13 protein-coding genes are annotated in these 11192 nt (G+C 59.9%); 8 read left to right on the top strand and 5 right to left on the bottom strand.

The window, feature by feature from the left end; translation table 11 throughout:
* Positions 1-22: 22 nt before the first annotated feature.
* Positions 23-208 (top strand): hypothetical protein, encoded by a 186-nt coding sequence (locus ACR0DB_RS08515; RefSeq protein WP_170785172.1) that lies wholly within the window; start codon positions 23-25, stop codon positions 206-208.
* On the opposite strand, the gene map is transcribed toward ACR0DB_RS08515, so the two are convergent.
* On the bottom strand, positions 196-1008 hold the full coding sequence (gene map, locus ACR0DB_RS08520) for a type I methionyl aminopeptidase (protein WP_170772862.1): 813 nt from the start codon (positions 1006-1008) through the stop codon (positions 196-198). The genes ACR0DB_RS08515 and map overlap by 13 nt on opposite strands.
* A gap of 247 nt (positions 1009-1255) precedes the next feature.
* Here map and ACR0DB_RS08525 point away from each other — a divergent pair, with 247 nt between their 5' ends.
* A complete protein-coding gene (locus tag ACR0DB_RS08525) occupies positions 1256-1618 on the top strand; it encodes a hypothetical protein (protein ID WP_170785170.1) in 363 nt (120 codons plus the stop codon).
* Here ACR0DB_RS08525 and sfsA read toward each other — a convergent pair.
* Positions 1615-2325, bottom strand: a complete 711-nt coding sequence (gene sfsA / locus ACR0DB_RS08530) for a DNA/RNA nuclease SfsA (protein WP_170785168.1) — start codon at positions 2323-2325, stop codon at positions 1615-1617. The two genes, ACR0DB_RS08525 and sfsA, sit on opposite strands and share 4 nt — an antisense overlap.
* A 51-nt stretch (positions 2326-2376) precedes the next feature.
* Here sfsA and ACR0DB_RS08535 point away from each other — a divergent pair, with 51 nt between their 5' ends.
* Genes ACR0DB_RS08535 through ACR0DB_RS08550 form a run of 4 tightly spaced genes read left to right on the top strand, consistent with a single transcriptional unit; the run spans position 2377 to position 5290 of the window.
* Positions 2377-3099 (top strand): competence/damage-inducible protein A, encoded by a 723-nt coding sequence (locus ACR0DB_RS08535; RefSeq protein ID WP_170785166.1) that lies wholly within the window; start codon positions 2377-2379, stop codon positions 3097-3099.
* Complete coding sequence (locus tag ACR0DB_RS08540) at positions 3096-3803, top strand: GNAT family N-acetyltransferase (RefSeq protein WP_480550133.1); 708 nt, start codon at positions 3096-3098, stop codon at positions 3801-3803. The genes ACR0DB_RS08535 and ACR0DB_RS08540 overlap by 4 nt, the downstream gene beginning before the upstream one ends.
* A gap of 15 nt (positions 3804-3818) precedes the next feature.
* Entirely contained in the window at positions 3819-4391 is a 573-nt protein-coding gene (locus ACR0DB_RS08545; protein ID WP_170785162.1) for a peroxidase-related enzyme, read from the top strand.
* On the top strand, positions 4388-5290 hold the full coding sequence (locus tag ACR0DB_RS08550; RefSeq protein WP_480550135.1) for an OmpA family protein: 903 nt from the start codon (positions 4388-4390) through the stop codon (positions 5288-5290). The genes ACR0DB_RS08545 and ACR0DB_RS08550 overlap by 4 nt, the downstream gene beginning before the upstream one ends.
* A 5-nt stretch (positions 5291-5295) precedes the next feature.
* Here the strand turns inward: ACR0DB_RS08550 and ACR0DB_RS08555 are convergent, their stop codons facing one another.
* Positions 5296-6258 carry a sodium-dependent bicarbonate transport family permease gene (locus tag ACR0DB_RS08555; RefSeq protein ID WP_480550137.1) on the bottom strand — a complete coding sequence of 321 codons (963 nt, stop codon included), beginning with the start codon at positions 6256-6258 and terminating at the stop codon, positions 5296-5298.
* 98 nt (positions 6259-6356) lie between these two features.
* On the opposite strand from ACR0DB_RS08555, the gene ACR0DB_RS08560 reads away from it, so the two are divergent.
* Positions 6357-7274 (top strand): hydrogen peroxide-inducible genes activator, encoded by a 918-nt coding sequence (locus ACR0DB_RS08560; RefSeq protein WP_480550139.1) that lies wholly within the window; start codon positions 6357-6359, stop codon positions 7272-7274.
* 52 nt (positions 7275-7326) lie between these two features.
* Here the strand turns inward: ACR0DB_RS08560 and ACR0DB_RS08565 are convergent, their stop codons facing one another.
* Complete coding sequence (locus ACR0DB_RS08565) at positions 7327-8232, bottom strand: LysR family transcriptional regulator (protein WP_170772843.1); 906 nt, start codon at positions 8230-8232, stop codon at positions 7327-7329.
* Between the two features lie 283 nt (positions 8233-8515).
* Positions 8516-10543, bottom strand: a complete 2028-nt coding sequence (locus ACR0DB_RS08570; RefSeq protein WP_480550141.1) for a 2,4-dienoyl-CoA reductase FMN-binding domain-containing protein — start codon at positions 10541-10543, stop codon at positions 8516-8518.
* A 134-nt stretch (positions 10544-10677) separates the two neighbouring features.
* Here ACR0DB_RS08570 and ACR0DB_RS08575 point away from each other — a divergent pair, with 134 nt between their 5' ends.
* Entirely contained in the window at positions 10678-11163 is a 486-nt protein-coding gene (locus ACR0DB_RS08575; protein ID WP_480550143.1) for an RNA pyrophosphohydrolase, read from the top strand.
* Positions 11164-11192: the final 29 nt, after the last annotated feature.

Raw genomic sequence — 11192 nt, forward strand, 5'->3', positions numbered from 1 at the left:
CAAAACATGCTAGGGTTTCAGCATGGATCGCGCATTACCCCCATTGTTCTGGGCACCCAAGCAGGATGCCGCCACAGACTCGGCCACCGGCCCCGAGCGTAAACCGCTGCGCGCACCGGTTTTCATCCATGACGCCGTCATCCCGTGGCGGGACGAGACCCTTTTGCTGAAGCTTCTACGCGATCAGGCCAAAGATCAGGACGAATAGGTCGGGTGGAACATATCACCCGGCGACAGGGTGAAAATCTCAACCCCGTTTGCCGTCACGCCAACCGAATGTTCGAACTGCGCCGACAGAGACTTGTCGCGGGTCACAGCTGTCCAGTCATCGGCCAGCGTCTTGGTCTCGGGGCGGCCCAGATTGACCATGGGTTCGATGGTGAAGAACATGCCCTCTTCCAGCACAGCGCCGGTGCCTGGGCGGCCGTAATGCAGCACGTTGGGCGGCGCGTGGAACACACGTCCCAGACCGTGACCGCAGAAATCGCGTACAACGCTCATACGGTGCGCTTCGACATAGGCCTGAATAGCGTGGCCGATATCACCGAAAGTGTTGCCGGGTTTAACCATCTCGATCCCCTTGAACAGGGCATCATGGGTCACTTGGATCAGACGCTCAGCCTTGCGGGGCAGTTTTCCGGCCACATACATGCGCGAGGTGTCGCCGAACCAGCCATCCACGATGACCGTGACGTCGATATTCAGGATATCGCCCTCTTTCAGACGTTTATCGCCAGGAATGCCGTGGCAGACCACGTGATTGACGCTGATACAGCTGGCGTGCTGATAGCCCTTGTAGCCGATGGTTGCCGAGGTCGCGCCCGCATCTTCGACCATCTGGGTGATCAGCCCGTCAATCGCGCCCGTGGTTTGGCCGGGAAAGACATGCGGGGCGATGTCATCCAATATCCGCGCAGCCAAGGCCCCTGCCGCGTGCATCCCGGCAAAGTCACCCTGTTCGTAAATGCGGATACCGTCCTTGGTCAGACGGCCACGATGTTCTTTCATCGGTGCGAGGCTCCAAATGTTTCGCGCAGCGCTCCTTTTACGCTGCTTGTGCAGAAAGTACCAGAGGGCGTCCGGTCGCGGCGGGATCGATGGTTCAGATGAGGCGCAAAGCCTGGAAATTCAACCTTCAGTATGGGTTATGATCTTAAATCATGGCGTGTCAAAAGTAAATTTGCGCGCGATCTTGTGATCTGCGCAAGTGCAGAAAGCCGGTACAGACATGTGTGGCTCGGAAAGGATGGTGAATATGAAAAAGGGTCTGATCCTTGCAGTTTTGACCCTTGTGGGATGTCGGGAAGAGGTTCAGATGCTGTCCGCGACCGATGTGGCCGCGCTTTTGGCGCAGGATCGGAGGATCACATTCGAACGGTTCCACATCTCGGGCTCGGCGCGAATTGACCGCGATGGCCAGTTCGCGGTGCTGGTGCCTCGTTTAGGGCAGGACACAGGCGCGTGGTGGCTTGAAGAAGACGCGATATGCAGCCAATGGGCTGCGTTCCGGCAGGGGGCAAAGCTGTGCGCGACCGTGGGCCGGACAGAAAGCGGTGGTTATCAGGCGTTCAGCCCCGACACGGGGTCTTATCTGGGCGACTTCCAAATTCTTGACTAAGGGCGACCGTCGACGTGCCAGATCTTGTCGGTGTCGACCCAGACCCCTTCGGGCGTGATCGTGGTACCGCAGATCAGCCGCTCGACCCCTTGTGCGGCCTCGAACGCGGCTGCATAGGCCGGGTCGATATCGGCAGCCAGAGCAAAGCGGTCGCAGTCGGTGCGTTGTACCAGATACAGCATGATCGCCCGGTGGCCTTGTGCTGCCATTGCGGCCAGCTCTCCCAGATGTTTGGTGCCGCGCGCGGTGACGCTGTCGGGAAATTCGGCCAGACCGGGCTGGCGGGACAGAGTGACACTTTTGACCTCGACATAGGCATCGGGCAGGCCGGGTTGGGTCAGAAGAAAGTCGATGCGGCTGTTTTCGCCGTATTTGACCTCGGGCCGGATGGTTTCATAGGCGGCCAGCGCCGGGATTTCTCGCTCCAGTAACGCCGCGCGCAGGGCCTTGTTTGGTAGCGATGTGTCTACCCCGGTAAAATGCCCATTTTCGTGGCCGACCAGCCGCCAGCCATATTTCAGCTTTTTCTTGGGGTCGTCATTGGGCTCCAACCAGATTTTCTGGCCTGGCTCGGCCAGACCCATCATTGAGCCGGGATTGGCGCAATGGGCGGTTACCTCGCGCCCGTCCTCCAGCGTGCAATCGGCCAGAAAGCGTTTGTAGCGCCGGATCAGGCGGGCGGGGACAAGAGGGGTTTCAAATCGCATGGCCTAGGGCCTATACCTGCCCCAACGGTCGATCAAGAGGGGGTATGCGCCATGGCCAATCCAACCGCTGCAATGCTGGTGATCGGAGATGAAATCCTGTCGGGCCGCACGCGCGATGCCAATATGCATTTTCTGGCGGGCGAGTTGACCAAACAGGGCATCGACCTGAAAGAGGTGCGTATCGTCAGCGATGACGCCCCGGCGATTGAAGCCGCCGTTAAGGCGCTGTCCCAAGCGCATGACCATGTGTTCACCAGCGGTGGTATCGGGCCGACCCATGACGACATCACCGCCGATTGCATCGCGCGTGCCTTTGACGCGGCCATTGATATCCGTGCCGACGCGCGCGCTTTGCTTGAAGCGCACTACAAGAATTCCGGGTTGGAGTTGAACCCGGCCCGCCTGCGCATGGCGCGCATCCCGGATGGGGCCACGCTGATCGACAACCCGGTCTCGACCGCACCGGGGTTCACGATTGCGAATGTGCATGTCATGGCCGGGGTTCCTTCGGTCTTTCAGGCGATGGTGGCCAGTGTGCTGCCCGGCCTGACCGGCGGCAGCCCGCTTTTGTCGCAGACCCTGCGCGTGCATCGGGGCGAGGGCGATATCGCGGGGCCGTTGGCAGCGTTGGCTGCGGATTTTCCCGATCTGGCCATTGGCAGCTATCCGTTTCAGATCAACGGGGCCTTTGGCGCGAATATCGTGGTGCGCGGCACCGACGGGGCGCAAGTTGATGCAGCGGTCACACGGTTGGCGAAAGAGTTCGAGCTTTGACCGATTGGGCCAACATCGTCGACGGCACATGGCCCGCCGCGCAGTACACGCAGCAGGGCCCGTTCCAACTGCGTCAAGGGCAGGGCGGTGGCTCGCGCGTCTCGGCTGCCAGCGCGCGAGGACCCGCGTCTGACGCACAGATCGACGCCGCCGAAGCCGCCATGCTGGCGATGGGGCAGAAACGCATCTTTTGCCTGCGACCGGGGGACGAGGCGTTGGACCGGCAGCTCTCGGACCGAGGGTACGACGTGCTGGACCCGGTCAACATCTACACCTGCCCGGTGGCGCATCTGACCGATATCCCTGTTCCGCGGGTGACTGCCTTTGCCATCTGGGACCCGCTGGCCATCATGGTCGAGATCTGGGCCAAAAGCGGCATCGGCCCAGAACGGCTTGCGGTCATGGAACGCGCGCCGGGGCCGAAAACGGGACTGCTGATGCGCCGCGTGGATAAACCGGCCGGGACGGCGTTTGTCGCTATCCACGATGATGTCGCCATGGTCCACGCGTTGGAAATCCTGCCGGAACACCGCCGTCATGGACTGGGTCAATGGGCAATGCGAGCGGCGGCTTTCTGGGCGCAAGAACAGGGGGCGCGGACGCTCAGTGTGATTTGCACCAAGGTCAATGATGGGGCCAATGGTCTCTATCATGCGCTGGGGATGGAGATCGCCGGAGAATACCATTACCGTCAGCTTATCTAAGGAGAAAAACCTGACGTGACCGATCCCTCTCTGCCGACTGCATTGAACCTGCCGATGGTCGATCCCCTACCAGCGGAAACCCAGCGGTATTTCGATATCTGTGTGGAGAAGCTGGGCTTTGTGCCCAATGTGTTGCGGGCCTATGCCTTTGACATAGACAAGCTGAATGCCTTTACCACCATGTACAACGATCTGATGCTGGCCGAGAGCGGCATCACCAAGCTGGAACGTGAGATGATTGCGGTTGTCGTCTCGGCCATCAACAAGTGCTTTTATTGCCTTGTGGCGCATGGGGCAGCCGTGCGGCAGATGTCGGGTGATCCCCAACTGGGTGAGATGTTGGCGATGAACTATCGCGTCGCCCCACTGGATGCGCGGCAGCGGGCGATGCTGGATTTCGCGGCCAAGATGACCCATGCCAGCGCTGAGATTGAAGAACCGGACCGCCAAAACCTGCGTGATGCGGGTTTCAGCGACCGTGATATCTGGGACATTGTCAATGTGGCCGGCTTTTTCAACATGTCGAACCGGGTCGCCAGCGCCACGGCGATGGTGCCAAACGACGCCTATTTCGCGCAGGCCCGATGATCCTGCGCGCGGGCCTGATATCGCTATGTCTGGCTGGTTCTGCGTTGGCGCAGGATGTGGCCTTGCCGTCGGGTTCGCGACTGGTCAGCGAACGAGTCAGTCCGCTGGACAGCTATGACTTGCCCACCGGCGGATTCGCGACTGGCAAAGTCCCTGCCCTCACAGTCGAGGGCCGCGTCGAGCGCCTGACATGGCGCCTGCAATCAGGGTCCAGCACCACGTTGCAGCTATTGGCCCCACTGCGTCAACAGATCATGGATCAGGGCTTTGACATCGTCTTCGAATGCGAGGCGATCACCTGCGGCGGTTTCGACTTCCGTTTTGGAACCGAGGTCGTGCCCACCCCGGATATGTACGTGGCCATTCAGGACTATCGCTTTCTCTCGGCCACCCGTGGGGATGAGGCGCTGAGCCTGCTGGTCAGCCGCAATCCGCCCGACGGATATGTGCAGATGATCCGTGTCACGCCCGTGGACGCGCCCGAACCGCCGCCTCTGGTCGTTGAGGAAACGGTGAAGCAGACAGACGGGCTACTGGACGCACTGGAACAGAATGGCCACGTTATCCTTGAAGACCTGCATTTCAGAACCGGTGAGATCACGCTGGGCGAAGGCCCGTTTCCTTCGCTGGCGCTGATCGCGTCTTATATGGCCGACAATCCCAACGTCCGATTGGCGCTGGTGGGCAATACCGACGATACGGGTACGCTCGAGGCGAACATTTCGGTCAGTACGGGGCGTGCGCAGGCTGTGCGCGTGCGGTTGATCGAACAGCACGGCGTTGCCGGAAACCGTCTTGAGGCGCGCGGCATTGGCTATCTGGCCCCCATGACCTCAAATGCCACGCCCGAGGGCCGCGACCAGAACCGCCGGGTTGAGGCGGTTCTGCTGGTGAACTGACCTGCCTACATCACCCACCAAAGATAAAGCGGCAGGCCAACAGTGATGTTGAACGGGAAGGACACGCCCAGAGACAGGGTCAGGTAAATCCCGGATTCCGCCTTGGGCAGGGCGATTTTCATGGCCGCAGGCACCGCTATATATGAGGCCGAGGCGGACAGAACCATCAGCAGGAACAGGCTGCCTTCGGACAGACCGATCAGCGCGCCCACGGCCCAGGCCATCATCGCGCCGATCAGGGGCATCAGGACCCCAAAGGCGAACAGGCCGACCGACAGCTTGTCGCGATTGCTCAGCAGGCTGCGCCCCGCCGACAGGCCCATATCAAGCAGGAACAGGCACAAAATCCCGGTAAATGGCGTCACGATGAAGGGCGCAATCATCTGCATCCCCTGACCACCGGTGATAGCCCCGATCAGGAACGCCCCGGTCAGCAGAACGATGGAGCCGTTGGCCAGCAGATCACGCCACAACCCGTCATCCTTGACGCCACTGCCATTGGACCGGTGCGCCAACCACAGCGCGGACAGAATGGCCGGAACCTCCATCGCGGCGGCGACGGCCACCATGAACCCGTCATGACTAAGTCCTACAAGGTCCAACAGGCTGGTCGCGGTTACGAAGGTCACGATCGAGATCGAGCCGTAATGCCCTGCAACCGCGGCTGCGTTCAGGCTGTCCAACCGTGTCATCACTCGCAACAGCCCGAAAGCGACGAAGGGGATGGCAAAGGACAGCGCCACCCCGCCCAGAAGCGTCAGGAACAGGTCCATGTGGATGCCGTGCTCGGCTAGGTTGCTTCCGCCTTTGAACCCGATGGCAAGAAGCAGGTAGAGCGACATGAACTTGGCCGCGCCCGCCGGGATGGACAGATCACTGCGCACAAACGCGGCCACCAGCCCCAAGGCAAAAAACAAAATGGTGGGCACCAGCAGATTGCTGGACAGAGTTTCTAGGACGCTGGGCATATACGGCTCCTTTTCCGGCGGTCCGGGGCCTAGTGCCTTGCAGAATTGAATCAGCCCAATATTATCTTTCTAACAACTGAATAGTTTGGAACTATGAAATGCGACCCACCCTGCGCCAGCTGGAATATATCGTCACGGTCAGTCGCTTGGGCAGGTTCGGACTGGCTGCTGACGTTCTCAATGTCAGTCAGCCCAGCCTCTCGGCGCAAATTGCGACGGTAGAACAAGAGCTTGGCTTGCGTATCTTTGAACGGGACCGGGGCGGGGTACAGGTTACAGCGCGGGGCGAGGAGTTCATTGCCCGCGCTCAGAAAATCCTGGCCGAGGTACAGGACCTGCGCCATGCGATGACCAGCGACACCCCTGTCGGTGGACGACTGCGGTTGGGTGTATTGCCGTCGATTGGGCCCTACCTGTTGCCGCAAGTCATCAAGCATGTGCACCAGGAACGGCCCGGATTGCGCATCGTCGTGCGCGAAGAAAACACCCGAGACCTTGAGCAGGGATTGAAATCCGGCCGGTTCGACATGATCATTTCAACCCCCGAAGATCACCCCAATACGCTGCAACAACGCCTGTTCAACGAAACGCTCTGGATTGGGGTGGCCGTGGACGACGTACTGGCGCGCGATCTGCACGGGGTCACAGCCGAGGATTTGCGCGACCGTCTGATCCTGACTTTGGACCAAAGCCACCGTCTGTCCCGGATCGTCTATGCGCTGGCGGCGGAATGCGGAGGCGTGGTATCCGATGAATACGAGGGCACGACACTGGATTCTATCGTGCTAATGGCAGCCTCGGGGGTGGGGGCTGCGGTTTTGCCCGATCTCTATGCAAGGCGGCAGGGTATTTACCGAGACGAGGTGCGTCTGCGCCCTTTGACGATCCCCAACGCCAACCGCGATATCTCGCTGTTGTCGCGGCGCGGGGAAGCCGCCCTGCTCGGACAAAACATCCTGATCCAATCCCTGCGCACCGTTGCCAAGGGCATGGGGCTGTCGGTCTTCATGGAATAAAAAAAGACCCGCACAATTGTGTGCGGGCCGTTCAGTCTTCACCGGGGAGAAATTACCAATCCATCGGGCCCTTGTCGTTGAAGGACTCGACCAGAAAATCAATGAATGCGCGCACCTTGGGCTGTGTGAAACGGCCCGGAGGGTACACTGCATAGACGCCCTGCAACTCATCAGGCAGCGACGGCATCGCATCCAGAACCTTGCCGCTCTTCAGCGCGTCAGCGTACAGATAGCTGGGCAGATGCGCGATCCCAAGGCCCGAGATCGCTGCGTTCAGCAGGGACTGCCCGTCATTCACGCTCAGCCAGCCGGCGGTACGGACCTGACGCTTTTCGCCTGATGGCGCGGTCAGTTTCCACACGTTGCCGGAAGATTGGCTGGAGTAATGCAGCAGCTTGTGCTCGTTCAGATCGTCGATCTTTTGGGGGCGGCCATATTTGTCGATGTAACTGGGGGCCGCGACCATCCGTTTCACGGTTTCGGTCAGTTTACGGGCGCGCAGGGTGCTGTCTTCCAACTCACCAATACGCACGGCCACGTCGAACCCTTCCGAGATCAGCTCAACATACCGGTTGTTCAGCACCATGTTCACGGTGATATCGGGATAGGCTGACAGGAATTCCGACAGGACCGGAGACAGATGATTCACGCCAAAATCCGTGGCCACACTGATGCGCAACAGGCCCGAAGGCGCGGATTGCATCGACGTCACCAGCGCATCAGCCTCGCCTGCGTCATTCAGCACACGGCGCGCGCGGTCATAGTAGGCCAAACCGATTTCCGTAGGCGATACGCGTCGCGTAGTGCGGTTCAAAAGACGGGCGCCCAGACGCGCCTCGAGGCTCGAGACGTGCTTGGACACGGCCGATTTGGAGATGCCCATTTTCTTGGCCGCATCTGTGAAGCCACCTTGGTCCACCACATTGGCAAAGGCTTCCATTTCGGTCAGTCTGTCCATACTCGTACCCCAAGTCTTGGTTCGTTGACTGACCTTGGCGCTCAATCTGGGCGGAAACTGGGCAGACATGGGATAATATCAGGGATTTAATCTGGATCGTTTGCGGATAGGAAACGTGGAAACGGTGGTTTCTAAATTCGCCACAAACCCGAAAACTATGGGGTTTTACCGGCAGCATTACACATATGTTAATCTGAGGATGGCAAATTTGTGACCGTTGAACGTGTCACCAAAGCCATTTTTTCGTTGTAGCGCAGGCCCGGCGCGAACCGGGCCCGATGCCTCAAAAAGTCGCCGCCAGACGTGTGCCTTGATTAATTGCGCGTTTGGCGTCCAACTCTGCCGCCACATCCGCCCCGCCGATCACGTGCGGAGTTATACCGCGTTCGATCAGCGCATCCGCGAGGCTGCGTTCGGAAACCTGACCCGAGCATAGAACAATCGTGTCCGCCGCAATCACGGTTGGGTCGGCGCGCTCTTCGCCAAAGCTTACATGCAGGCCATCATCGTCGATGCGTTCATAGTTCACACCGCCGACGAAATTGACGTCTTTCATCTTCAGCGTCGCGCGGTGAATCCAGCCGGTTGTTTTACCCAGACCCTTGCCATGCGCCTGTTTCTTGCGCTGCAACAGCGTAATGTCGCGCGCGGGTGCCGCCGGTTGGGGGCCTTCGGGGGCAAGGCCCGAGCGATGCTCGGCCGGGTCGGTGACGCCCCATTCCTTCATCCATGCAGGCAGGTCAGTGGTGATGCTGTGGCCGTCCTCCAGCAGGAATTCGGACACGTCAAACCCGATGCCCCCCGCGCCGATTACAGCGACGGATTTGCCGACCTCGGCCTTGTGGCGCAACACGTCGATATAATCGATCACATTGTCCCGATCCTGCCCCGGAATCTGCGGATCGCGCGGGGTGACGCCCGTGGCGATGACAACCTCGTCAAAGCCGGTCAGGTCGTCAGCCGTTACCTCGCGGTTCAGTTCAACCTTCACGCCCAGATCGGCTATCATGGTGCGAAACCAGTCGACCAGCCCCCAGAACTCTTCCTTGCCGGGCACCTGTTTGGCCATGTTCAGCTGGCCGCCGATCTCAGATGCGCGGTCAAATAGAGTCACGTTATGGCCGCGCTGAGCGGCGGTCATGGCAGTGGACAGACCCGCAGGGCCCGCGCCAACGATGGCCACGGTTTTTGGTGTGTCGGCCTTGCCAATCACCAACTCGGTCTCGTGGCAGGCGCGCGGGTTCACCAGACACGAGGTCAGCTTGCCGCCGAATGTGTGGTCCAGACAGGCTTGGTTACAGGCGATGCAGGGCGCGATCTTTTCCGATTTGCCGTCCATCGCCTTGGCGACGAAATCCGCATCCGCCAGCATCGGGCGCGCCAGTGACACCATGTCGGCGCAGCCGGTGGACAGAACCTCTTCGGCGACTTCGGGCGTGTTGATCCGGTTCGAGGTAATCACCGGAATGCTCACCTTGCCCATCAGCTTTTTAGTAACCCACGCAAAAGCTGCGCGCGGCACGGATGTGGCGATGGTCGGAATCCGCGCCTCATGCCAGCCGATGCCGGTGTTGATGATCGTGGCTCCCGCTTGTTCAACCCGTTTCGCCAGTTCGACAACCTCATCATGGGTGGAGCCATTGGGCACAAGGTCGATCATCGACAGGCGGTAGATGATAATGAAATCACGGCCCACGGCCTCGCGCGTGCGGCGCACGATTTCAATCGGCAGGCGCATCCGGTTCTCATACGAGCCGCCCCAGCGATCTTCGCGCTTGTTGGTGTGGGTCACGAGGAACTGGTTAATGAAATAGCCTTCCGATCCCATGATTTCGACCCCGTCATAGCCCGCCTTTTGGGCCAGCTTGGCGGCGTTGACGATGTCGCTGATCTGTTTCTCGATCCCGTCTTCGTCCAACTCATTGGGCGGGAAGGGTGAGATGGGCGATTTCACCGGGCTGGGCGCCACGCATTTGGGGCCGTATGCATAGCGACCCGCATGCAGGATCTGCATGGCGATCTTGCCGCCTGCCTCATGCACGCGCTGGGTCACGATGGAGTGGTTTTCGACGTCCTTCTCGGTGGTCATCATCGACGCGCCGGGCAGGACCGAGCCTTCGAGGTTCGGGCCAATCCCGCCCGTCACCATCAGCCCAACTTCGCCGCGGGCGCGGTCGGCATAAAATTCCGCGACGCGGTTCCAGTCGCCGGTTTCTTCCAAACCAGTATGCATCGAGCCCATCAGGACCCGGTTTTTCAGAGTGATAAAGCCCAGATCCAGCGGGGCCAGCATGTTTGGGTACGCGGTCATGGTGAACTCTCCCTACGTTTGGCGACTAGATTGATGTTTGCGTCAACATTGTCACGCGAAACCTTGCGTCACGGTCTTTGCTGTCCTGACGGCACTTGATACAGACAAGGCGTGACAGGAAAAAGAGGCCGCACATGACCCCCGATGAAATCGCCAAACTGCCCTATCGGCCCTGCGTCGGGCTAATGCTGATGAACGCTCAAGGTCATATCTTTGTCGGCCAGCGCAATGACCGCCACGCCGATGCCTGGCAGATGCCGCAGGGTGGGGTAGACAAAGGCGAAGACCCTCGCGATGCGGCCCTGCGCGAGCTGTGGGAGGAGACAGGTGTGACCGCTGATCTGGTCGAGGTCGTGGCCGAAACTACTGGCTGGCTGCCCTACGATCTGCCCCATGACATCGTGCCCAAGATTTGGAAAGGCCGCTATCGCGGGCAAGAGCAGAAATGGTTCCTGCTGCGTTTCACGGGCCGTGACGATCAGATCAATATCGACACCGATCATCCCGAGTTCACCCGCTGGAAATGGCAGGAGCCCTCACGCTTGGTTGAAGAAATCGTACCCTTCAAGCGCGATGTCTACGCGCAGGTGGTTGCAGCATTCAGCGCATTTCTGCGGTAGGAGCGCGCTTCACTCACCCTGCGACAACT

Source organism: Ruegeria sp. AB6 (genome assembly GCF_056542685.1).

Bases quoted from the DNA above. Each gene is read 5' to 3' on its own strand.
- sfsA (WP_170785168.1), bottom strand. From the start codon at position 2,325: ATGCGATTTGAAACCCCTCTTGTCCCCGCCCGCCTGATCCGGCGCTAC.
- ACR0DB_RS08575 (WP_480550143.1), top strand. From the start codon at position 10,678: ATGACCCCCGATGAAATCGCCAAACTGCCCTATCGGCCCTGCGTCGGG.
- ACR0DB_RS08550 (WP_480550135.1), top strand. From the start codon at position 4,388: ATGATCCTGCGCGCGGGCCTGATATCGCTATGTCTGGCTGGTTCTGCG.
- map (WP_170772862.1), bottom strand. From the start codon at position 1,008: ATGAAAGAACATCGTGGCCGTCTGACCAAGGACGGTATCCGCATTTAC.
- ACR0DB_RS08515 (WP_170785172.1), top strand. From the start codon at position 23: ATGGATCGCGCATTACCCCCATTGTTCTGGGCACCCAAGCAGGATGCC.
- ACR0DB_RS08555 (WP_480550137.1), bottom strand. From the start codon at position 6,258: ATGCCCAGCGTCCTAGAAACTCTGTCCAGCAATCTGCTGGTGCCCACC.
- ACR0DB_RS08535 (WP_170785166.1), top strand. From the start codon at position 2,377: ATGGCCAATCCAACCGCTGCAATGCTGGTGATCGGAGATGAAATCCTG.
- ACR0DB_RS08525 (WP_170785170.1), top strand. From the start codon at position 1,256: ATGAAAAAGGGTCTGATCCTTGCAGTTTTGACCCTTGTGGGATGTCGG.
- ACR0DB_RS08570 (WP_480550141.1), bottom strand. From the start codon at position 10,543: ATGACCGCGTACCCAAACATGCTGGCCCCGCTGGATCTGGGCTTTATC.
- ACR0DB_RS08565 (WP_170772843.1), bottom strand. From the start codon at position 8,232: ATGGACAGACTGACCGAAATGGAAGCCTTTGCCAATGTGGTGGACCAA.
- ACR0DB_RS08560 (WP_480550139.1), top strand. From the start codon at position 6,357: ATGCGACCCACCCTGCGCCAGCTGGAATATATCGTCACGGTCAGTCGC.